The sequence below is a fragment of the Soonwooa sp. genome (genome assembly GCF_032062245.1).
GTDB lineage: Bacteria > Bacteroidota > Bacteroidia > Flavobacteriales > Weeksellaceae > Soonwooa.
In genome coordinates this window covers 14,999-36,106 of record NZ_DAMBQF010000027.1, presented here as the reverse complement: position 1 = coordinate 36,106, position 21,108 = coordinate 14,999, and the positions used below count along the sequence as shown (strand labels likewise).

The window sequence follows — 21,108 nt, the reverse complement described above, 5'->3', positions numbered from 1 at the left end:
GTTTTACAATACAAAATGAGGGTATAATTCTGTCCAACGTTTGGGGAGACTTACACATACACCTGGCAGGCTTCCTACAGATGGTGTAAAAACATATTATGATGAAACGGTTGGTGGTTATTCTAAAGCCCTGGTTTTGATAACTGATGCAAATCAAATCAAAAACGGAAAATGCTTTATTCATAGTGTTGCAAAAAGTGATTTGAATAGTTATTTAGTTGGATCTTATAAAGGATTATTCGATGAAAACTGGAATGCAACTTTCAATGCAGATTATTCAGGATCATTTTTAGGTCTGGCAATGAGCTGGACCATTGTAAGCGATGATAATGGCAATATAATAAAATGGGATATTCCAAATTCAAAATCTGTTGTTTTTTTTGTAATGGTTGAGTTTAAAGGAAAATTGCCGTCCACTATGGATCCAGTAGCAGCAGGAAAAACAGTTGCCGGAATTTATTCTGCTGTTTACAATGATCAGAATAATACCATCTAAATAAACCAAATGGTAAAATAACACAGCATTTTAATATTAGGAATTATTAAAAGACAACTAGCAACATTTAAAAACTTTACTATGAAGACAATGATATATAAAATTAATTGGTTGCTTGTGATTTTTATAACAACTAACTGTAACATGAATGCTCAGTGTTCGGAAGCAGAAAATGCAACAATGAAAAAGTATGCAGAATTAACCCGTACAGGAGATACACAGGCTTGTTCACATTGTGCATGGTTGGCCAACTTATTTTGCATTGCTGAAAACGGACTGTATAAAAACGACAAGTTTGAAGTTCAAAACGCTATTGATGCAACTAAGCAAAATATAAAATTAATGGGCGACCCTATTTGTTGTCTCGAATTATTGACTAAAACGCCAAAATTTGGACAACAAAAAAATGGTAGTGAAAATAAAACAATTGCCGAAAATAGTGCTGCCCAACAATCGCAAACAATGATCGATATTCAAGATTTTGCAAATGAGGTAAATAGTGCAATAAGTACGATGGAAAACCTGAATGCCATCAATAAAACAGGAGAACAGCTTCAAAAAGATTTGGATAAAGTAGAAAAACTTATGCAAGAAAACGCTACGATGTCAGACAGAGAATATCAATCCGAAGAAGATATTAACAATGAATATAATATAAAATTAGCCAACCTGAAAAAATTGGCAGCAACGCATTTGGAATTAAAAACTCAAATGCCAAATTTAGGATATTCGGCAGCAGGAGAGTTGCTGAACAATCCCAACTCAACAGGATTAGGTGCGTTTGCGGCAGGGGTGCAATAACAAGTACCGATAAAAAAGAATCAAAAGCATTCAGTGAAAATGCCAAAAGTAGATTACAAAGTTCAAAATCTGATAGATTGTTTGCGTATAAATATAAAGATGTCGATTTTCAACTGGATTTAGTAGAAAATAAAATGAACGAATACTTTAGTAAATCATATCCCGAAGATTTAAGCAACCTACTTAATTACAGTTTGATAAACGGTTACAAGGGAGGAATGAAATATTATGAATTTAAAAAGCTGTTTCCAAAATTCAAATTGAAACATCATTCATATATTGGAATCAATAATGATAAGAAAAGTCAGGCTATTGTTATATATAGAATGGAAAATGCTGGAGCAAATTCTGAATATTATGTTACAATAAGTAATAAAGGATTAAAATTAAGAGTAATGGAGCTCGAGCAGGTTTTTACATATTCTTCTTCATTCAGTCCCGAAAAATTGCAGGAATACCAACAGAAAATTTTAGATGAAATCAAGTTTTATGATAACTTATTCAATTTAAAACCTTTGTCATACAAATCAAGCAAAGCTGATGCGGGATATGTAGAAGCGATGAATGTTATGCAGAGTATGAGTCAGGAAGATTTGGTAAAACTTGTAAAAGCATCAAATCCAAAGTTGAGCGACCAAGAGATTTCATCTGCAATACAGATGATGGGTTAATTGCAAAATGCCAAACAAAACAATCCAGTTAATTCAACAACTACGGTAAGTTGGTCAGATAATTTAAATAAGACATTTACATTACAAACAAGTTTGGCAGTAAAAAACGATAAAATTACCTTAACAATAACGAGAGCAGACAAAAATCTCCAACCTCCTAATTTTGATTAAGTTTTAATAGAAACAAGTGTGAATCAATCAAAGCGAGGAATAATGAAAAAATCTTTTTTAGTGGTGTTGCTATTTCTTACGGGAAATCTCATATTTGCCCAAAACGGAAAAATTGTAAAGCTCCTCAACAAGCAGCTGCAAAGAGAATACACTAAATTTTATGATGAAACAGGCAGAAAAAAGTTTACTGTCACAGAACCATTCCAGATTGATGAAAACAATGTACTGCACTTTGGTTTTACGTTATTAACGAACATTAAAGGCGAAAAAACGATTGTTAGTCGGCAAGTTCTATTAGATAAGATTGTGTTGTTTGATAAGGATCAGAACGTTTATTTTTACACGCTAAACAAAGATGTTATCGAAACTAAAACAGACTATGATTCAAACGGAGCTGTGGTACGTACAACAAGAGGAAACACCCATTACTTTTTCACTGAGATCAATCGCGAAAATTATCCTGTTCGGTTTATGAAAAAAATAAAAAAAGCACTTACAAAAGCAGGTTATGATGTTGAATGTAATTTCTGATTCAGTATAGGGAGTTCAAAAAATAACATAGTATAAGAACATTTTTTGTAGAAATTAAATACCTGATTTTCTATTTTCATTAAATAGAATTTATGCAATAAGAAATTTTGTATATTTGATATAAGCGAACGGAAATACGTTGAAAAACAAAGCATTAAGCACCGTTACAAAATCGTTACCTGACAATCTTGATAATCTTTATAAAGGCTTAGTATTCAGCCGATACAGCTTTTTCCTGAAAACTTTAAAATAAAAATCTGTAGAAGATTGTATAGAGAAGATTTGCTGGAAGTTCTCGATACATTTTTCCTCCATTTCATTGCGAAAAAACACTCGAACTGACGTTAATTTTCTTATCCCGAATTCAGGTTATTTAAAACAGAAAAGAGACAAAATCTATTACTAGTAGCAAAGTATTTGTCTCTTTTGTATTATATAGACTAATTGATAATCTAATAACGTCTTTTGTGAGGTCTAGCTAGGCAGGTTCCCAGAGTTCCATTTTGTTGTTTTCGCAATCGAGGATGTGTACAAATTTGCCATATTCATATTCGGCGATGTCGTCCAGGATGGTTACAACTTCTTTTTTTAGTTCTTCCACCAAATCGCCCACGGTATAGTTGAACATATAGGGCTTGTCCGGAGGGGAGAAGTATTGTGTATCGTCCTTGAAGGGACTCCATTGTATCGCGCCTGCTTTTGCAGCTTCGGCTTTGGGATCGTACTCGAAAATGCATCCCCATTGGTTAAATGGGAAACCTAGATGTTTTTGGTGCCAATCTTTGACCGCTTCTGGATCTTTGCATTTGAAGAATAATCATCCAATACCTGTAACTCTTTTCATATTTTTTTTTAGTTTATTGTTGTGTGTAAAGTCTCAGTTTTCTCACTTAAACTCGAGATTTAAAATGTATTTAACTTCTCAATATTTTGTCCATGTTTTTTCCTTTAGCCAATTCGTCCACCAATTTGTCAAGGTAACGTATCTTCTGCATCAGCGGGTTTTCTATATCTTCGACACGATAACCGCAGATAACACCTTTTATCAAACCTACATTGGGATTAAGCTCTGGTGCCTTATCAAAAAAGTCACGTAAGTTGGTTTTGTCTTCTATAATGTTTTTAAGTTGGTCATCGTTGTAACCCGTTAACCAAAAAATAACTTGATGAAGATCTTCGATGCTACGGTTTTTCTTTTCGACCTTGGTGATATAGTGTGGATATACACTGGCAAATGACATTTTGAAAACGCGTTCGTTATTTTTATCGTTCATTCTAGCATCCAGTATTAAGCTTTTAACGAAGTTAATTAAAATACTCAAATCATTTTTGTTTTAATGACAAAAAATAAGCAGACTCTTGGTTTTACTGCCATTTAAGCCTAATTAATAGTTTTAGAATTTAGTTTAAAAACGATTGTTTTAGTATATTTGGTTACAAATACAAAAGCATGAGTGCACAGACCCAAGATGTCCTTGATTCGCCAAATAAGAATACATTATTTATGGTATGGAAATTCTCAACAAGTGATAAAGTTGATGAGGTTTTCCAAAGAATTTGTGCATTAATTGTTAATCTGGACAACTCGGCAGCTTCTAGATTCCCAAATGCGACATCTAATATCGTGATGGGGATTAGCCGAAAAGCTTGGGATTGACTTGGTCTAACGACGCCACCTCCTAAAGAGTTAGATGATTTTGAAGCCATAGTGGGAGAGAAGCATACTGCGGTGGCGACGGTTGATGTTCTACATTTCCATATCCGAAGTGAGATGTACAGCTATTGTATCGACATGGCGACTATTCTGTCAGATTTCTTAACACCTGTTGCAGATTGTATTGAGGAAGTGCATGGTTTCCGATATTGGGATGGCCGTAGTATTTTGGGCTTTGTAGATGGCACCGAAAATCCGCAAGGTGAGAAGCGTGCACACTTTGGACTTATCGGTAAAGAGGATAAAGCCTATGAAGGATGTAGCTATCTTTTTGTACAGAAATATATCCACGATATGTCTGCTTGGCGTGCTTTGCCGGTGGCGGAACAAGAGAAAGTTATTGGTAGATCTAAGCAACAAGACATCGAAATGACTGATGATGTTAAACCTAGCAACTCGCATTCGGCTTTGGCTAATGTTGGTGATGATAAGAAGATTGTGCGCGATAATATGCCGTTCGGGAATGTTGCCAATAACGAAATGGGGACTTACTTTATCGCCTATGCCAGTAGTTTTAGCACCGTTACAGAGATGTTGACTAGAATGTTTGTAGGAAAGCCAAAGGGGAATTATGACAGGATTTTAGATTTTAGCACTGCAAAAACGGGGACTTTGTATTTTGTACCAAGTATTGATATGCTTAACGATTTTGCAGGTTAGGGGAGTTGCTGGAAACCATTAATCTCTGCAGTTAAATCTTTATTAAAATCAATAAAAACAAGATACTTTTTATTAGCTGGCGTTTCGTTTTCATCGTAAATCAAGATACTTTTTTTCATTTGCTCAATTATTTTTGGATCAAGTTTTTTTTGTTTCAGATAAACGACATCGATCGTTTTTGTAACACCATTTTTATCTAAATAAAATAGGAAAACACCAAATCTATTTTTGTTTTTGGAAAGCTTTAAAGCATTAAAATAGTTGGTAATTGTTTTAGCTTCATCATCGAGAATTATCCCATTTCGCCAAAGACTGAATTCATAAGGCAAATTCATTGCTTTAACTTTATCCAAAACAGAAAAGTAATTGGTGTAGTAGGTTAGACTGTAATTAGTTTTGGATTTTAGATCAGGATCAATTCTAAACATACTACTACAAGAACTGAATGCGCTAACTTTATAATCTAAAGAATTACTCATTATTAGTAACACTTCGCCAGGCTTTACACTAATTTCACAAGCCCCAGAATAAGCATATTCTACCGAACCTAATAATTTTATCTCAGATGTTGGAAGGCCTTTATAAGTTTTAATTGTTTCAACTTTAGCAATATAACGTCTAAAACTATCAGTACTTTCAATATTTTTGGTTTCTAAAACTTTGACCACTGCAACAGATTTTGCATCTGTGTAGTTTTGGTCAAAAGAAGTCGGTACACAATTGCAAGCCAATATAATTGAAGTTTTAAGAAAAAGAAAGAGTAGTATGAGTCTTGACAGGAGGATTTCTTATTGTTGTTGTATAATGTTGAGTTACAAGATAAAGAAAAAATTATCAATCTATTATTTAGCAGTTTTTCCTGATGGCAACTTCGTTTTCATGTCTTTAATATCTTGTTTTAATTCCAAAAAGAGATCTTTAACATTTTGTCCAGAAAACTCGTCTGCATCAAACTCTTGTGTAGAGATAGAACAGGCAAACTCCCAAATTTCCCTAACATCCGTTAGCGGGATTTGTAGTGGCTCGTAGAAGTTATTGTCTGATTTAACACAAATGAAATTGGCTTCATTAAACTGAAAGCGCTTATAAAGTATACCATCATTAGTGGTTATAAAGACATAGGTTTTATCAATTTTGAGATCGGAAAGGTTTTCGACATATTTGCCGACGATGTAGGTACCGTCTTTATATGGAGGCATCGAGTCGCCACTTGCTGGGAAAGCACGGTATTTTCCGTTTCTAAGAAAGGGTAGAGATATGGTCTGGAGACCCTCGATATATTCTGGATCGCTATAACCGTTGAGATAACCCATTGATGCTTTTTGAGGGATAATTTCGATTTGGTTATTTCCTGCAACATCAACTGCAATTGGGATCAAAATACGATTGTCTGGCAAGTTGAGCATTTTCTCCAAAGGATACTTTCTAATATCAACAGACACCAAAAGATCGATACTAATTTGGAAGTATTTAGAAATCCGAAGTAGCAATTCTATCGGAGGCTCCGAGGTGCCATCTTCGTATTTTGCATATCGAACGCGCGTGATAAACAAGGAGTCTGCTAACTTCTGCTGCGAGTATTTTTGTCGGACTCTTAAAAAGCGAATGTTTTCTGATAAAATTGACATTGTTATTATTTATACCAACAAATATAATTAAAAATGATACAATTGATAACTTTCAGATTGTTAAATTTTGGGGTGAAAAATAAATTTATTAGGCACCTATTTTAGTTCGGTATTTTAAGATAGAAGTAATTTTATAAAATGTATTGACTTTTTCTAAAGTTGTAAAAAATTGATATCAGGATCTGCGGCATCGGTTCCGTAATTAATCTGAAATGCACCGTTGGGTTTTAGAATAAATGAGGCTTCGCAACTCTCACTTAGTTTGAAAATATTCTCTTTAAAAAATCCTGAATCCTTAATGTATTTTTTGTTTTCTTTAAAATAATCTGCATGAAAACTGTTATCATTATAAATCGAAAAACTAACAGCGTTTAGCTTTTTTAGAAATTTAGTTGACATGATTAACAATGTTAGAATAGTAAGTCAGCTGCTTCTTTTTAGACAAATCAATAATAGAACAGTTGGAAGCAGCCTGATAATATTTAAGATAAATATTCTGGTTATCTGGAATAGTTAGGTTGAGCTGTTTATCAATTTCGGTTTTAGTTTTTGTATATTCTTCAGGGGTCAATTGACCAGTGATAACTTTACGACTTTCTTTATAATCTTTCGTCCAAGGTTTTTTGTTAACTGGCTGAGAATTGAATAAAACTTGCGCACTCGCAATTAATCCCAAAGAAAGAAATGTCACAGCAAATATTTTTTTCATCAATACAAATTGTTTTGTAAAGATATTACAAAGTCTTATAGAATTTATATTAACTAGAAATATGTAATACAATGTTATGCAACATTTTTCTTCCGTTTTGGTAGTGATCTAATTGCTCTAAGTAATATGAATTACTTTGTTGAAAAAAATCTTCATTTATGTACACCATAGCCATGGCGATGATGTTGCCAGATGTGTTCCTTATAAAACTGAAATTATGTTTCCAGATTTTGATGTCAAAGGTTTGAGCTATTTATGGTTTAGGATTCCGTTTCAGCTTTTGCTAATTGTGTGGCCATATTATTTTGTACTTAAATAGCGACGATTTTAAATGATTTACATATGTAACGAGCTCCTATTTCACAAACCGATATTACGCCTATAATTTATATTATGTTAAATTGTATTTATTTCAGAACACGGTATAGTACTATAAATGCTCTATTTTAATTCTTATTATCATCTTTAACATTTAATTACATAGTTATTGATTAGCCGATACATCAGCAAATTGTACTTATTTAATCTAAAATTAATAAATAATTTTTTGGATTGCTAATAAAAGCCTATTTTCGGGAAACATTTATTTTATTAACCAAAACTACAAAATATGTCATATTATCCACTTTCAAGCATTCCTGATTATTATATGATGGATGAGCTTTTAAGCGACGAACACAAACTTATTAGACAATCTGTTAGAGATTGGGTTGAAAGTTTTGTCATGCCACAAATTGACAAAGCTGCTCAAGAACATCGCGATATTCCTAACTTGATGAAAGAATTAGGAAGCATCGGCGCTCTAGGCCCATATATTCCTGAAGAATATGGTGGCGCTGGATTGGATCAAATATCTTATGGACTTATCATGCAAGAGCTTGAGCGTGGCGATTCAGCAGTACGTTCTGCGGCGTCTGTGCAATCTTCATTGGTTATGTTCCCAATTAATGAATTCGGTTCTGAAGAACAAAAAAGAAAATATCTTCCAAAATTAGCTGCTGGTGACATGATCGGTAGTTTTGGATTGACAGAGCCTAACCATGGTTCTGATCCTGGTTCTATGGAAACAACTATTAAAGATATGGGCGACCATTTCTTGTTAAACGGTGCTAAAATGTGGATTACCAATGCGCCACTTTGTGACATCGCTGTGGTATGGGCAAAAAATGAAGCTGGTAAAGTACGAGGTGTCATTGTAGAACGTGGTATGGAAGGTTTTACAACACCAGAAACGACTGATAAATGGTCTCTACGTGCATCAAAAACTGGTGAGTTGGTGTTTGATAATGTTAAGATTCCGAAAGAGAATCTCCTTCCAGGTGTTGAAGGTCTTAAAGGCCCTTTATCTTGCCTTAATTCAGCACGTTATGGTATCTCTTGGGGTGTTATTGGTGCTGCAATCGACTGTTATTGTACGGCAGTCCAATATGCTAAAGAGCGTAAACAATTCGGAAAACCAATTGCATCTTTCCAATTGCAACAAAAGAAATTGGCTGAATATTTAACAGAAATCACAAAAGCACAATTGCTGTGTTTACAGTTAGGAAAGCTTAAAAATGATCATAAGGCCTCTCCTGCTCAAATATCGATGGCTAAGCGTAACAACGTAAGAATGGCAATCGATATCGCTAGAGAATCTCGTCAAATCCTTGGCGGAATGGGCATTATGGGAGAATTCCCGATGATGCGTCACGCTGCCAACCTAGAGTCTGTTATCACTTACGAAGGTACGCACGACATCCATTTACTAATCACTGGATTGGATATTACAGGGATTAATGCTTTTTAAAGTATCATAAATTTAAAATAAAAACTGCCTTTTCTATTTGATTGAAAAGGCGGTTTCTTTTACCAACTCACTTGTTCCTTCTCTTCAAAAGGAACATTTGGATCTAGGATCAGATTGATTAATGAAGCAATTGCAAACTCGATTTCGGAGTCGTCAAAATCAACAACATCCAAAGTGGCAACACCTTTGTTAACTTCTGCAAACGACCAAATCCCCGACTCTAACGGATTTCGGTTGTAGTCTTCATCTTGTTGAAGCACATATTTGTAAATCGATAATTGCAAAGCTTGTTTGTAATCTTCGTTATAGAACAAAGTTTCGAGTTGCTCTTCCCTATCTTTTTTAGAATTTGATTTTATTTGAAGCTTTTTAGTCTTCGCGGTTTTGTAATCGATAATCCTGATAACGCCGTCCAGACGGTCTATCCTATCCACAAATCCGTTAAACATAACAGAATCTGTTTTCTCCTCATCAATGAAAAACTCAGCTTTTACATTCTTTTCGAGTTCTAAAATCTCTAAAGACGATCCATTTTTTACCAAATCTTCATCGTATTGAAGAATGCTTCTAATCACACGTTCTGCAATTTGACGATGCACATAGTTCATGCCGCGATCATAGAATTCTTTTTGATGATTTAGTGTTTCGATGGCATGGACTATAGACGCTTCTACCCTATCTTTTAACACTTTGAAATCCTCCAAAGTCAAGATTTTATTTTTTAAATCTTCATATAAATATTGAACAGCAAAATGCACAAGATTCCCGTAGTTACGCACCGAAAGTTCCTCTTCTATTTCGTCGGTATCTCGGACTTTAAGGACATATCGAAGATAAAAATCAATCGGATTATAAAGATAACTTGTAAGATGTGATGCAGACACCGACTTTTTCCATTCTTGCAATTTAGCGAGAACGGATTCAGTTTTCTCAATGGTCATCAATTCTTGAATAATCGGTTCGGATGCGTTGTCAACTACAATATGATTGATCTTGTGTTGGCTCTCCATTTCGATTTGAGTAATGAAACGACTCTTTTCGCCAGTGTTGACGCCAGAACTTAATGCATTAAACAATAAATGTACATTCTTGGAATCTTGAATTAAACGATAAAAGTGATAAGCATAAATACTATCATTTTCAAGGAATGTATTTAATCCAAAATTCTTTCGAACATCAAACGGTAAATAGGTATTTTGAGTGTTTCCTAAAGGTAATTTCCCTTCGTTAACGGAAAGCAAAATGATATTTTCAAAATTAAGAAGTCGGCTTTCCAAAAGTCCCATAACTTGCAAACCTGCTAAAGGTTCTCCTTGAAAGTCTATCACTTCCGAATTAACCAATTGGTTGATAAGCACTTCCAGAGTCTCAATTTTAATAGGAATCTTGTAAGGTTGAAGTTGATTTTTTAAGATTTTAAAAGTGGTTTCGAAATGGCTGATATTCTCATAAAGAATGTCGTCATCTGTAATTCGGAATTTTATATCGATGCAAAAATGGATTAAATCATCCAAATATTTAATAACATCTTTCGGATATTTTAATAACGAAAAATAGCTTAGTTTTCCAAGCAATTCATCGAACATCTTAGCGGAAATGTAAACAATGTTTCGACTTTCGATATTGCTGATAAATTCGTTAACAATCTTTTGGTCATCGTCAGAATTCGGAAGCTCTTGCAAAATCGGGAATACATCAGCATAATAGTAAGAACTCGACTTTTTCTCTAATTGTTTTTGAAGATAAAATAGCTTTTTAATGGCGTTACTAAACGACATATTCTTCAACGGAAATCCCATTGTAATATTCAGATTCGGGACCATTGTCAAAGCGTCAAGACTCGCTGGTAAAAGGTTTTCGTCCAATAAAACAACGGCAGTTTTAGAAATATCTTCGGTTGGAATATTCGCAAAAATCGTTGGAAGCACTTTGGTCTGTACGACATTCCCAGAAACTTCGTACACATTGATGTTTTTTTCTTGTCGGAAATCATCTTCTATCCAATTAAAACCACGATGATCATTGAATTCTTTCCATTTGAGATGTTCTCTCAAAAACTTACCAGCTTCTTGTCTCGTATCATCAATATAATATCTATCGGCTTGGAAGTAACATATCGCTTTGTCCCAATGCAAAAGGTTTTTGACCAAACTTTCTTCTATCGGAGTAAAGGCATTGAAGCCACAAAACACAAATTGCGAATTGGTATCTTTTGCGAAGTTTTCGATTTTGTCACGCGCCGCAACGTGTATCATTCCTGAAGTTGCCCAGTTTTTAGCATTTAATTCTTGTTTAAGAAGTGGAAGAAATTCGTTTATTTTGCGCCAGAAATTAAGGTTTCTTTTGCGGGCGTTATCTTCTTCGCCTAGATCTTCGCCCCAGTTTTTGATACGTTCTTCGTCCAACATCCATTGCAATACCTTCTCATCATTATCTGTGAATTTTAGTATGTCATCCCAGTCTTTTTGCAAGGTCGGAAACCACTTTAAAAAACCTCCAAAGTCCTCTGAATTATCTACTTTTTGATAAACTCGATAAGCAAACAAATGTAAAGCAACACCTTGCAAATGCTGCTTGCTAGCCAAGTCTTGAATAAGATCTTCGATGGTTAAAAACTGCGGCAACATGCCAGAATAGGCTTTTTGCTTTAAGATTTTACTGATGAAAACCAAAGGGCGCTTGCCAGGAAGGATGATATTTAGATTAGATAAATCTGAAAATTTTGATAATAAATCTTCAACAATTCTCTCAAGAAACTTCATAAAAAAAGACCTTAATAATAAGGTCTCAATTTAGTTAAATTTTTATGTAAAAGCTACTCAACAACGATTTGTTTTTCTAACCAAATATTGTTACCACTTGCGTCTTTGCCTTGCCAAAACTTAAAATAGTAAGTTCCAGTTTTTTGAGGTTCAAAACGGATTAAGTTAAATGCGCGATAAGTCCCAGATTGACAAGTTTGATTATTTTTGTAGGCATAATTAACGACCGTTCTTATAGAATCTTTTGGGATATAATCCATACCATAAAAGCCTTCGCACTCTTTATTATAGGTTGAAAATACTTTTATCGGCTACATATTAAACACAGTCATCGTGTCGTTATCAATCTTAACGCTGTCAATTTTTCGTTCTTCATAGCTTTTTAGCTCGTAGGCATCGTTGTTACAAGACTGCAAAAACATGATACCTAAGACAGCAATTCCAAATTTTGTAAAATTTTTCATAGCGGTATTTTTAGGTTAAACATTTCCTTTAGAAATATACACAACTTTTTTGGTTTCGAAAAAATCTTCTTCAAAGAAGTTTTTCAATTGAAAAAGTTCGCATTTGATACCCGCCAATTCTTCGCCTAAATCACCACCTTTTAGATATAAAATCCCATTATGTTTTGCGTTGAATTGTTCTTTCTCAAACTTACCATGCAACCAACGAAGAAAAACTGGCATCTGCGTCACAGCGCGACTTACCACAAAATGGAATTTGTCTTTTACTTTTTCCGCACGACCATGGATTGCTGTAACATTGGTCAATCCAACGCCATCCGCAACAGCTTGCACGACAGTAATTTTTTTACCGATACTATCAATTAAGGTGAACTGCGTTTCTGGATACAAAATCGCCAACGGAATACCTGGAAAACCGCCACCAGTACCAATATCCAAAACCTTGGTGCCTGGTGCGAAATCCATAATTTTTGCAATTCCTAAAGAATGCAGAATATGCTTCTCATAAAGACTTTCCATATCTTTTCGTGAGATAACATTTATTTTCTCATTCCATTCGTTATAGAGGTCTTCTAGTTTTGCGAATTGCTCTTTTTGGATTTCCGTGATGTTCGGAAAGTATTTTAAAATAAGTTCTAAAGACATGCTGCGAAATTAGGAAAACTTTATTAATTCTGTAATCAAATTAATTGATGATTTTCTTAGTAAAGTCGAAAGTTTTAGTTTTAATCTTCATTATAAACATGCCTTTCGTCAATTTACTTGTTTCAATTTCTACGGTTTTATGATTTGGTTGTGCTTGATAGATCATACGGCCTAACATGTCATAGATTTCAATATTCTCAATAAAATCAGTTTTAGAAGAAACAACAAATGCATTTTGCGCTTTATAGATTTGGATTTCTTTTTTCTCTTCAGATGTTGTTAACGTAATTTCTGGTTTTTTATAGACGATTTCGAAACGATTGTCATTGCTTCCTTTTTCAGCATAGAAACTATAGCTTTGTTGTGTTAAGTCTATAATATTTGAGTTACTTTTATCTTTAATATAGATAGATTGACCGTTTGCAAAAATACCTTCCATGTCACCTAAAGAGATTGTATAATTGCCTGTTTGTGAGATTTTGACGCCAAGCTTTACAACATCTGATGCGTCTGAAGCCCAGCTTCTCGCTTGTATACCTAATTTTTTATTGTTAAGATCTGACCAAATTGCATCATCACCAATGGATAATAATTCTGTATCAAGATCTTCATCAAAATCGTTGGTAGCATCATCCATATAACCGATTAATATGTCATTATTAATATCCATATCCGATTTTAGATTTAACCAATAACGATTCTTGTCACTTACTTTATAGTTGAAAAAAATTCCATCTTCGCTAGTTCTCATAGCATTTGTAAAACGTAAGGCTTTGTTTTTCCCTGTCGGTTTTGCTTGAACAATAAAGCCTTGTGTTGCTTTTAGTGATGCTCGTGGAATATTTCTGTTAAGACCTTTGTAAGTTGCAGGAATCCCTCCCATTCTGTTATAGATCGCATAATTATTTCCGTTATAGTTGGCACCTTGTTGTGTTAGCATACTCATATCATTATTTGTCCATAAATAAACAATGGGCTGAATAAGATCTATATTCTCAAAGAAAAATTTATCAAGATCAATATTAGATGGATAAGGATTACCCACCATGTTGAAACCATGGCTATCATTTGTATATTTCAAAATAAATGACTCGATATTCCCATTGTTAGGAATACCGGTAAATTTAAATTCAACAACTGGTGAGTCAGGCGTTAACACAGTTGGGAAGCTATTTTTACCACGTATAGCATAACCTCGCGATTTTTGAAACTCTGAATTAACATCGAGTTTAATTTCATTAGCAACTGCATTAACGAAATAGTCCGTTGCTTCATTATAAACATAAAAACGATTCCAAGGTGTCCCTTGAGGATTAGCCGGATTTATAGCTTGATTGTACCCGTCTGAAAATTGATATAAGTTTTGTCCAGTAACAGGCGCTGACCAATAATTATATCCCATTTTGGGAAGCTTTGTTGTACGTTTCACTATAATATTTCCAATATTAGGAGCATTATTAATTTGTAAAATATTAGCATCAGTCTCCATTACTATATTTTCCGCACTACCTAGATTGGTTATACTGTTGGCTATTTTTATATAGTCATCATTATTGATTTTTAATTTTGCTGAAGCATTGACCGTCAAATTAGAAGCTTCTATCGAACCATATGAGCTAGTATCATAATCAGCAATAATTGTCGCAGATTTCAACAAGTTTGGTACGCCGTTATCCCAGTGTGGGCTGGGTAGTTTTACCCAATTTGTTTTATTGTAATTACTAAGAATCCCCTTAATAGCTGGACCATATAAAGGATTTTTTGATAATCTTATTAAAAGATCGTTGTAACTTTTATATGGATAAAGTCGGATATATAGCTTCTCGCCTGGCAAAAGAATATTGTCAGCTCCAAAACTAAAACTCGATGTCGTCCATTTATTAGAATAAGCAATTTCTCCTGTTAAATCCTGAACTCCATTTTTGAAGTTTTGATCTTTAGAATATTGTATTTTGAAAAATCCCGAACCGCCGTTAGCTTGATATTCTAGATCAAATGTTTTTAAATCAATTTGCTTATTGATAGCTTCTATATTAAACTCAACATATTTACTAAAATCAATTGCTTGATTAGGTTTAGGAAGATTTGAAATCATGAAAAAAGGTTCGCTCCAAGTGCCGCCATTCAGAGTTAAACCGACCGATTTAACAGGATTTCCTGATACATTAGAATTTAAAGAATGCGCAGATAAATCCGTATTATCCCATTGGATCAAAGAAATATTTTTCTCTTGCGTTACATCAATATCAACTCGAGCTTGATTGGAAGTCCCCGTTGAGTCTTGTAGTATATAGTAAAAACTATCTTTCCCGACATAAGATTCTTCTGGTGTGTATGTAATGGTTTGATCTTTATTAACTGTTAATGCGCCATGTAGAGGTGATTTTGCAATACTGAGAACAGCTGTAGTTTGATAAAAATCATTACTCATCGCATCGATAGTCACGTCGTTGTTTTTTGTCGTTGTCACATTATCGTTAGCCGGAATAGGTACAGTAGGCACTTGTGCGGAAGCTGTACCGTAGATTGTAGGACCATCTGCAGTATTTTCGGTATAACGAATTTGAAATCTGTTATTCGTCTGGTAAATATAGATGCGGATGTACAACGCTTTTCCAGATAATATTGTTTGAGATGGCAATTGTGAAAAATCTGTTAAAGACAGTTTTTGCCAATTGTTGCCAGAGATATTTTGGTCTTCAAGAAGAACTTTATAATTAGAAAAATTAGGATCTAAAGAATATCGAACCTCCATTTTTGCCGAATTGCCTTGCATTCTGTAATCTAAATCTATTTTTGAAATATTAATTTGATTACCAATTTTTGGTTTAACAACAAACTGTAAATACTTGTTAGGATCAAGTGTTTTTTCTGATTGATTATTATAATTAGGCGTTGGCCAATTTTCGGTATTAAAAAAAGTTTGATTGTCTTTGTCTGCGGACAATGTAACTGTTGATGTTAAGTTTTCGGCTGAAATTAAATTGTTTTTTGTATTTGGTGTTAAGTTTTTATTGTTCCATAACACCAATGATGATTGAGCAAATAGAAAATTAACTGCAATAACATTAACAAAAAGTGCGATTTTTTTCATTAGAAATAAAATTTATTTTTTATGCAATTATTAGTTATCTAAAATTGGGCTGCAAAAATAGAAATTATTTCTTTAAATTAACATTTGTTAAATAATATAGTTTTTTACTTATATTTAAACATAATATAATATTTTATTAATTGAACCTATTAAAATGTAATGGTTCAGATTAATTAGATCGATAATTTATAAAGAAAACTCACATATTGTCGTATTATTAAAAAACGATTAAAAAAACAACTCATTTATCAAAACCTGCATTAACACAGGCTTTGACAAATATTCAACAAATAAACAAATGAGAAAAATCATATTATATTTAGCATTATCTTTGTCCGCTAATTAATATTATCATGGAAAAATATTCTGACCGTCTTAATAGATTAAGCTATTCTCAAACTTTTGTAATGAGTAATAAAGTGCGAGAAATGAAAGCTAATGGTATAGATGTTATCAGTCTTACACTTGGAGAACCCGATTTTGACGTTCCCGAAAAAATAAAACAAGCGGCGTTTGACGCTATTAATGAAAACTACAGCCACTACTCGCCTGTTCCTGGATTTTTGGAGTTGAGACAAGCCGTCGCTAACAAACTAAAAAGAGATAATAATCTCGATTATAAACCAACACAAATTTGCGTTTCTAATGGTGCTAAGCAATCGATAATTAATGTTTTGGCTTCTATAATTAATGATGGTGATGAAGTAATTTTGCCAGCGCCATACTGGGTAAGTTATGATGAAATGGTAAAAATGATGGGCGGAAAATCTGTCTTTATCGAAACCAGCATCGACACCGAGTTTAAAATGACGGCTGAACAATTAGAACAAGCCATCACGCCAAAAACAAAAGCTATTCTTTATAGTTCGCCATGTAATCCGTCGGGAAGTTTTTATACTTATGATGAGCTAAAAGCGATTGCAGCGGTTGTTGCAAAATATCCGCAAATCACGATAATCTCTGACGAAATCTACGAATACATTAATTATACTGGAAAGCATACTTCGATTGCGGAATTTTCTGAAGTCTATGAGCAAACAGCGGTCATCAACGGGATGAGTAAAGCTTTTGCGATGACTGGTTGGAGAATCGGTTATTCGGCGTGTCCAGAATGGTTGGCGAAAGCTTGTGATAAAATCCAAGGTCAAATGACGAGCGGCGCAAATACCGTGGCACAACGTGCTTCGATTACTGCTCTGGAAATGCCAAAATCTGATTTTAATTATATGATTGAAGCTTTCCACAAACGTCGTGATTTGGTGTACGATCTTATGAAAGACATCAATGGCTTCAAATGTAATCTTCCGAAAAGCGCATTCTACTTCTTCCCAGATATTTCTTATTTCATTGGGAAAACTATTGAAGGAACATTAATAAAAGATGCTGACGATTTTGCAATGTGCCTTTTAGAACATGCTCATGTTGGTTGTATTGGTGGCACATCGTTCGGGAATCCTAATTGTATTAGATTCTCGTATGCAACCTCTGAAGCTGATCTTATCGAAGCGATGCGAAGAATAAAAGAGTTTGTTAAAGATTTGTAGTTGTTGATTATTGAAAGATTAAAAGCTTGAAAGATTAAGGAATTATAAATTATGATTTTTTTTAATTTATGATTTTGGATTTACGATTTTTGATTAATCTAATCGCATTTTGATTTTATAAATGATTCAATTTTTTAATCCTTAAATTTTTAAATGTTTTAATGCTTAAAACAACCTAACAAATATCATAGAAGACCAAGTTGTATAAGCTTGGTTTTCTTTTGTTTAAGTTGTAAATTTATATAACAAAAAGATAGTCAAAGCGCTCCGGATTGAGCGGCATGTTTGAGCTCTTTTTGCAAGGTTGCTTCGGCTCCGCTCAGTCATCCTGCAAAAAAGCGAGTAGTGAAAGCCGGTTAAAGCGCCCAAATAATTTAGAATAATTTAAAATTTGGAGTGATAGATTTTATAAATTGATTTTAATTTTTTAATTCACAAAATCTTATTACCTTTGTACTACAAAATTATAAACAAGAGTTTAACTTTAAAAATATAAAATTATGTCATTAGTAGGAAGACAATTCCCAAATGTAACAATCGATGCAATTAGCGAAATGGGTGATAACTTAAGAATTAACATTCTTGATGAAGCTATCAAAAATCAACAAAAAGTATTATTATTCTGGTATCCAAAAGATTTCACTTTTGTATGTCCTACAGAATTACACGCTTTTCAAGATGCTTTGGAAGAGTTCAAAAAAAGAAATACAATTGTAATTGGTGCGTCTTGCGATACTAACGAAGTACACTTCGCATGGTTGAACACACCAAAAGATAACGGTGGTATCGAAGGTGTAACTTATCCTATCCTAGCGGATACACACAGACACCTATCTAACCTATTAGGTATTGTTGACCAAGATATCGATTTTGATGATGAAGGTAACGAAATCTACACAGGATCTAACGTAACTTACAGAGCGACTTACCTAATCGACGAGACTGGAAAAATCTTCCACGAAGCGGTTAACGATATGCCTCTTGGTAGAAACGTAAGCGAATTCCTAAGACTTATTGATGCTTACACGCACGTACAAAAACACGGAGAAGTTTGTCCAGCTAACTGGGAAGAAGGTAAAGATGCTATGAAGGCTGACAGAACTTCGACTGCAGAATACTTAGCAAAACACTAATTGTCCTAAAATAATCTAATGTGATAATTTGTAATGCTGAGGGGGACTGAAGATGATTATTTACAAATTATCACAGTTTTAACACCCAAAATCCAAGAAAATGTTTTTAGAATTAAAAGAAGATAACCTACAACAAATCCTAAGTGAAAACCCAAAAGTGATGGTGCAATACGGCGCTTCTTGGTGTGGAAATTGTAGAATTATGAAGCCTAAATTCAAAAAATTGGCTTCTGAAAATGAAGATATTCCTTTCTATTATGTAGATGCGGAAAAACTTCCTGAAAGTAGAAAAATGGCAAACGTAGATAACCTACCAACTTTTGCGGCTTTCGAAAATGGCACTTTGAAAAACCAAGTGCAAACCAATCAAGTGGATAGCTTGAACTCGTTATTCGAAGAATTGAAGGCTTAATAGCTTTTCGATTTTAATAATCTGAAACCTTAACTAAGATTTTAAAGTTCGGGTGTTTTTCAAGTTTATGAAAAATGAAAAAAGTATCATTGAGAACTAATTAGTTTTAAATAAAAGTTTCTAAACCAAAAAAGTAAGACATGAAATTACCGATCATAAGACAGTTTTATCAAACACAAACACCGGAGCAACTTAACACGGCTTTGGAAGTTTTGGAAAGCTTCTGCGAATTCCGTAGTGTGAAAGAAGAAGAATTGGATGTTGTTGGTGAGATGATAACCAATATCTGCGGTGCTTTGGAAGTACACAACGAAGTTAGCAACGGATTATCCGAAAAAGACGCCCTTAACGCTTTTGCTCAAAAAGTAATGGGTTCTATTGATAAATAATTAGCGATTTTTTATCGTACTGAAGACCGTTTTTAACGGTCTTTTTTATACTTTGCATACATGAAACTTAAAAATATAATATTCGATTTCGGTGGTGTGCTGATGGATTGGGATCCGCGGTATTATTTCGAAACACACTTCGACAACGAAGCAGACATGGATTTTTTTCTGAAAAATATTGCAACCAACGCTTGGAACCTAGAACAAGACCGTGGCAGAACCCTCGAACGTGGCACCGAAAAATTGGTTAAAGAACATCCTCTTTTCGAAAAAGATATCCGCGCTTATTATGATAACTGGACAACAATGTTGCGAGGAGAAATACCTCAAAATGTAGCTGTGCTACGTCAGTTAGAAGGTAAATATCCTTTGTACGGATTGACCAATTGGTCTGCAGAAACTTTTCCTTATGCCTTGGAAAACTATGATTTTTTCAAATTATTTGAAGGGAAAATCGTTGTTTCAGGAGAGGAGAAATTAACAAAACCTGATCCAAAAATCTTTCATGTTTTGTTGAAACGTTATGATCTAAAAGCGGAAGAATCTGTTTTTATCGATGATAATATTGACAATATCAAAACAGCGGAATCTTTAGGTTTTACTACAATTCATGTGACGCCAGAAACAGACTTGGCAAACGAACTTCATAACCTAGGATATGAGTTTTAAACTTTAATTGTCGCAACTTTGTATAAGTTTTAGTTTTAATAAAATATAAAAAATATGAATTCAAATAAAATGAAAATAGAAATCTGGAGCGACATCATGTGTCCTTTTTGTTATATCGGAAAAAGACATTTCGAGGCTGCTCTAGCGCAATTTGATCACAAAGATCAGGTTGAGGTCGAATGGAAATCTTTCCAACTAGATCCGACAATTCCAGAGGAAGTTAAAATCCGAACGACGATGGCAGAATACATCGCTAACCGCAAAGGGATGAACATTAACGATGTTAATGTGATGTTCGAAAATGTAACTGGAATGGCAAAAAATGCAGGATTAGATTTTGATTTTGAAACGCAATTACTTGCAAATTCTATTAAAGCGCACAGAATTATTCAGTTTGCAAAAGAGAAAGGATGGGGCGATCAAGCCGAAGAGGTTTTCTTTAAAGCGCATTTCACCGATGGAAAAGATTTAGCAGATGATGCTACTCTACTCGATTTGGGGCAACAAATCGGATTGTCAATTGACGATGTTAACCAGGCACTTCAACAAGATGAGTTTCTAAAATATGCCAAAGATGACATCGCAGAAGCTTCTGATCTAGGTGTTGACTCAGTTCCGTTTTTTGTATTTAACAGAAAATATGCGGTAAAAGGTGCGCAGCCAGTTCATCATTTTCTAGATGCGCTTAAGCAATCTTATGCTGATTTTAATAAAGATTCGGGTTTTACAACTTTGGAATCTAATGATACCGCAAGTTGCGATATCAATGGAAATTGCGATTAAATTAATCCATAAAATATAAAAAAACCTCCAACATTTTTGGAGG

At 34.0% G+C, this 21,108-nt stretch carries 22 protein-coding genes and 1 pseudogene; 12 read left to right on the top strand and 11 right to left on the bottom strand.

Annotation, left to right across the window (positions count from 1 at the left end; all coding sequences use genetic code 11):
- Window positions 1-40 precede the first annotated feature (40 nt).
- From RT037_RS11390 to RT037_RS11375, 4 genes are all read left to right on the top strand, one after another.
- Window positions 41-496 carry a hypothetical protein gene (locus RT037_RS11390; RefSeq protein WP_313031273.1) on the top strand — a complete coding sequence of 152 codons (456 nt, stop codon included), beginning with the start codon at window positions 41-43 and terminating at the stop codon, window positions 494-496.
- Window positions 497-577: 81 nt separating this feature from the next.
- Window positions 578-1,297, top strand: a complete 720-nt coding sequence (locus tag RT037_RS11385; RefSeq protein WP_313031268.1) for a hypothetical protein — start codon at window positions 578-580, stop codon at window positions 1,295-1,297.
- Between the two features lie 77 nt (window positions 1,298-1,374).
- Window positions 1,375-1,968 carry a hypothetical protein gene (locus RT037_RS11380; RefSeq protein WP_312324414.1) on the top strand — a complete coding sequence of 198 codons (594 nt, stop codon included), beginning with the start codon at window positions 1,375-1,377 and terminating at the stop codon, window positions 1,966-1,968.
- A 213-nt stretch (window positions 1,969-2,181) separates the two neighbouring features.
- Complete coding sequence (locus RT037_RS11375; protein WP_313031266.1) at window positions 2,182-2,670, top strand: hypothetical protein; 489 nt, start codon at window positions 2,182-2,184, stop codon at window positions 2,668-2,670.
- A 478-nt stretch (window positions 2,671-3,148) separates the two neighbouring features.
- On the opposite strand, the gene RT037_RS11370 is transcribed toward RT037_RS11375, so the two are convergent.
- The gene (locus RT037_RS11370) at window positions 3,149-3,298 is read right to left on the bottom strand and encodes a hypothetical protein (RefSeq protein ID WP_312324417.1); all 150 of its coding nucleotides are present in this window, start codon (window positions 3,296-3,298) and stop codon (window positions 3,149-3,151) included.
- 286 nt (window positions 3,299-3,584) lie between these two features.
- The gene (locus tag RT037_RS11365) at window positions 3,585-3,944 is read right to left on the bottom strand and encodes a DUF2200 domain-containing protein (RefSeq protein WP_312324419.1); all 360 of its coding nucleotides are present in this window, start codon (window positions 3,942-3,944) and stop codon (window positions 3,585-3,587) included.
- Window positions 3,945-4,120: 176 nt separating this feature from the next.
- Between RT037_RS11365 and RT037_RS11360 the strand changes: the two are divergent.
- Window positions 4,121-5,044: pseudogene (locus RT037_RS11360) on the top strand (Dyp-type peroxidase).
- Here the strand turns inward: RT037_RS11360 and RT037_RS11355 are convergent.
- The 4 genes from RT037_RS11355 to RT037_RS11340 all read right to left on the bottom strand — a co-directional run bounded on the left by RT037_RS11355 (window position 5,041) and on the right by RT037_RS11340 (window position 7,381).
- On the bottom strand, window positions 5,041-5,775 hold the full coding sequence (locus RT037_RS11355; protein ID WP_313031261.1) for a hypothetical protein: 735 nt from the start codon (window positions 5,773-5,775) through the stop codon (window positions 5,041-5,043). The pseudogene RT037_RS11360 and the gene RT037_RS11355 sit on opposite strands and share 4 nt — an antisense overlap.
- Before the next feature lie 111 nt (window positions 5,776-5,886).
- The gene (locus tag RT037_RS11350) at window positions 5,887-6,672 is read right to left on the bottom strand and encodes a LexA family transcriptional regulator (RefSeq protein WP_313031259.1); all 786 of its coding nucleotides are present in this window, start codon (window positions 6,670-6,672) and stop codon (window positions 5,887-5,889) included.
- 153 nt (window positions 6,673-6,825) lie between these two features.
- The gene (locus tag RT037_RS11345) at window positions 6,826-7,071 is read right to left on the bottom strand and encodes a hypothetical protein (RefSeq protein ID WP_313031258.1); all 246 of its coding nucleotides are present in this window, start codon (window positions 7,069-7,071) and stop codon (window positions 6,826-6,828) included.
- A complete protein-coding gene (locus RT037_RS11340) occupies window positions 7,061-7,381 on the bottom strand; it encodes a hypothetical protein (RefSeq protein WP_313031256.1) in 321 nt (106 codons plus the stop codon). The genes RT037_RS11345 and RT037_RS11340 overlap by 11 nt, the downstream gene beginning before the upstream one ends.
- Window positions 7,382-7,991: 610 nt before the next feature.
- Here RT037_RS11340 and RT037_RS11335 point away from each other — a divergent pair.
- Window positions 7,992-9,170 (top strand): acyl-CoA dehydrogenase family protein, encoded by a 1,179-nt coding sequence (locus RT037_RS11335; RefSeq protein WP_313031254.1) that lies wholly within the window; start codon window positions 7,992-7,994, stop codon window positions 9,168-9,170.
- 59 nt (window positions 9,171-9,229) lie between these two features.
- Here RT037_RS11335 and RT037_RS11330 read toward each other — a convergent pair whose 3' ends face one another.
- From RT037_RS11330 to RT037_RS11310, 5 genes are read right to left on the bottom strand one after another with little or no spacing between them, the layout of a single operon-like run.
- Complete coding sequence (locus RT037_RS11330; protein WP_313031253.1) at window positions 9,230-11,932, bottom strand: PD-(D/E)XK nuclease family protein; 2,703 nt, start codon at window positions 11,930-11,932, stop codon at window positions 9,230-9,232.
- 53 nt (window positions 11,933-11,985) lie between these two features.
- A complete protein-coding gene (locus tag RT037_RS11325) occupies window positions 11,986-12,192 on the bottom strand; it encodes a hypothetical protein (RefSeq protein ID WP_313031252.1) in 207 nt (68 codons plus the stop codon).
- Between the two features lie 51 nt (window positions 12,193-12,243).
- Complete coding sequence (locus tag RT037_RS11320) at window positions 12,244-12,396, bottom strand: hypothetical protein (RefSeq protein WP_313031251.1); 153 nt, start codon at window positions 12,394-12,396, stop codon at window positions 12,244-12,246.
- Window positions 12,397-12,411: 15 nt separating this feature from the next.
- Window positions 12,412-13,041, bottom strand: coding sequence for a 16S rRNA (guanine(527)-N(7))-methyltransferase RsmG (gene rsmG / locus RT037_RS11315; protein WP_313031249.1), 630 nt, complete (start codon window positions 13,039-13,041; stop codon window positions 12,412-12,414).
- 40 nt (window positions 13,042-13,081) lie between these two features.
- The gene (locus RT037_RS11310; RefSeq protein ID WP_313031248.1) at window positions 13,082-16,135 is read right to left on the bottom strand and encodes an Ig-like domain-containing protein; all 3,054 of its coding nucleotides are present in this window, start codon (window positions 16,133-16,135) and stop codon (window positions 13,082-13,084) included.
- A gap of 353 nt (window positions 16,136-16,488) precedes the next feature.
- Between RT037_RS11310 and RT037_RS11305 the strand changes: the two genes are divergently transcribed.
- The 6 genes from RT037_RS11305 (at window position 16,489) to RT037_RS11280 (ending at window position 21,065) form a co-directional block, all read left to right on the top strand.
- Entirely contained in the window at window positions 16,489-17,679 is a 1,191-nt protein-coding gene (locus RT037_RS11305; protein ID WP_313031247.1) for a pyridoxal phosphate-dependent aminotransferase, read from the top strand.
- Between the two features lie 500 nt (window positions 17,680-18,179).
- Window positions 18,180-18,812: a peroxiredoxin gene (locus RT037_RS11300; protein ID WP_312323216.1), complete on the top strand. Its 633-nt coding sequence runs from the start codon at window positions 18,180-18,182 to the stop codon at window positions 18,810-18,812.
- Between the two features lie 100 nt (window positions 18,813-18,912).
- A complete protein-coding gene (locus RT037_RS11295; protein WP_313031245.1) occupies window positions 18,913-19,224 on the top strand; it encodes a thioredoxin family protein in 312 nt (103 codons plus the stop codon).
- A gap of 140 nt (window positions 19,225-19,364) precedes the next feature.
- Window positions 19,365-19,613 (top strand): DUF6952 family protein, encoded by a 249-nt coding sequence (locus RT037_RS11290; protein ID WP_079667827.1) that lies wholly within the window; start codon window positions 19,365-19,367, stop codon window positions 19,611-19,613.
- A 60-nt stretch (window positions 19,614-19,673) separates the two neighbouring features.
- Entirely contained in the window at window positions 19,674-20,282 is a 609-nt protein-coding gene (locus RT037_RS11285) for an HAD family phosphatase (RefSeq protein ID WP_313031239.1), read from the top strand.
- A 54-nt stretch (window positions 20,283-20,336) separates the two neighbouring features.
- On the top strand, window positions 20,337-21,065 hold the full coding sequence (locus RT037_RS11280; RefSeq protein WP_313031237.1) for a DsbA family oxidoreductase: 729 nt from the start codon (window positions 20,337-20,339) through the stop codon (window positions 21,063-21,065).
- Window positions 21,066-21,108: the final 43 nt, after the last annotated feature.